At 48.2% G+C, this 1,298-nt stretch carries 1 protein-coding gene; it reads right to left on the bottom strand.

Going from position 1 to position 1,298, the window contains the following annotated elements; all coding sequences use genetic code 11:
• Positions 1-86 precede the first annotated feature (86 nt).
• The gene (tuf, locus tag JMY08_RS13900) at positions 87-1,277 is read right to left on the bottom strand and encodes an elongation factor Tu (protein WP_010201720.1); all 1,191 of its coding nucleotides are present in this window, start codon (positions 1,275-1,277) and stop codon (positions 87-89) included.
• Positions 1,278-1,298: the final 21 nt, after the last annotated feature.

Raw genomic sequence — 1,298 nt, 5'->3', positions numbered from 1 at the left:
CACCCAAAAAAAAGCCACCCTCAATAAAGAGAGCGGCTTTTCACGAACTGCTTAACTCTGATCAGATTACTCTGACAGGTTAATGCTTAGTTCAATACGTTAGCAACAACACCAGCGCCTACAGTACGGCCGCCTTCACGAATAGCGAAGCGAAGACCTTTGTCCATAGCGATTGGGTGGATAAGCTCTACGCCCATCTCAACGTTATCACCAGGCATAACCATTTCAGTACCATCTTGTAATTGGATTGCGCCAGTTACGTCAGTAGTACGGAAGTAGAACTGTGGACGATAGCCGTTTAGGAATGGTGTGTGACGACCACCCTCTTCTTTGCTCAACACGTATACTTCAGCGTCAAACTTGGTGTGAGGAGTGATTGAACCTGGCTTAGCAAGTACTTGGCCACGTTGTACGTCTTCACGCTTAGTACCACGTAGTAGTACGCCACAGTTTTCGCCTGCACGACCTTCGTCAAGCAGTTTACGGAACATCTCTACACCAGTACAGGTGGTTTTTTGAGTGTCACGGATACCGACGATTTCGATTTCGTCACCAACTTTAACGATACCAGATTCAACACGGCCCGTTACAACAGTACCACGACCTGAGATTGAGAATACGTCTTCGATTGGCATTAGGAATGCTTTGTCGATGTCACGCTCTGGCTCTGGGATGTAGGTGTCAAGAACGTTTAGTAGTTCTACGACAGCTGGTTGGCCATATTTTTCTTGTGAGCCTTTTAGAGCTTCAGTAGCAGAACCATGGATGATTGGGGTGTCATCACCTGGGAAGTCATAGTCGCTTAGTAATTCACGAACTTCCATTTCTACTAGTTCAAGCAATTCTTCGTCATCAACAACGTCGCACTTGTTCATGAATACGACGATGTACGGTACGCCAACCTGACGTGAAAGCAGGATGTGCTCACGTGTTTGTGGCATAGGGCCGTCAGTAGCTGATACGACTAGGATTGCGCCGTCCATCTGGGCTGCACCGGTGATCATGTTTTTAACATAATCGGCGTGACCTGGGCAATCAACGTGAGCGTAGTGACGTGCTGGGGTGTCATACTCTACGTGTGAGGTGTTGATGGTGATGCCACGTGCTTTTTCTTCTGGGGCTGAGTCAATAGACGCGTAGTCTTTGGCTTCGCCACCTGAGGTGATTGCTGCTACGGTTGCGATAGCGGCTGTTAGGGTTGTTTTACCATGGTCAACGTGTCCGATGGTACCGACGTTGACGTGTGGCTTGCTGCGTTCAAACTTGGCCTTTGCCATGGGTATTTCCTCTTTTTTTGG

The sequence above is a fragment of the Psychrobacter sp. Pi2-51 genome (assembly GCF_904846665.1).
In the GTDB taxonomy this organism is placed as follows: Bacteria; Pseudomonadota; Gammaproteobacteria; order Pseudomonadales; family Moraxellaceae; genus Psychrobacter; species Psychrobacter glaciei.
The sequence above is the reverse complement of the archived record's forward strand: the minus strand, read 5'-3'. Positions and strand labels throughout refer to the sequence as shown.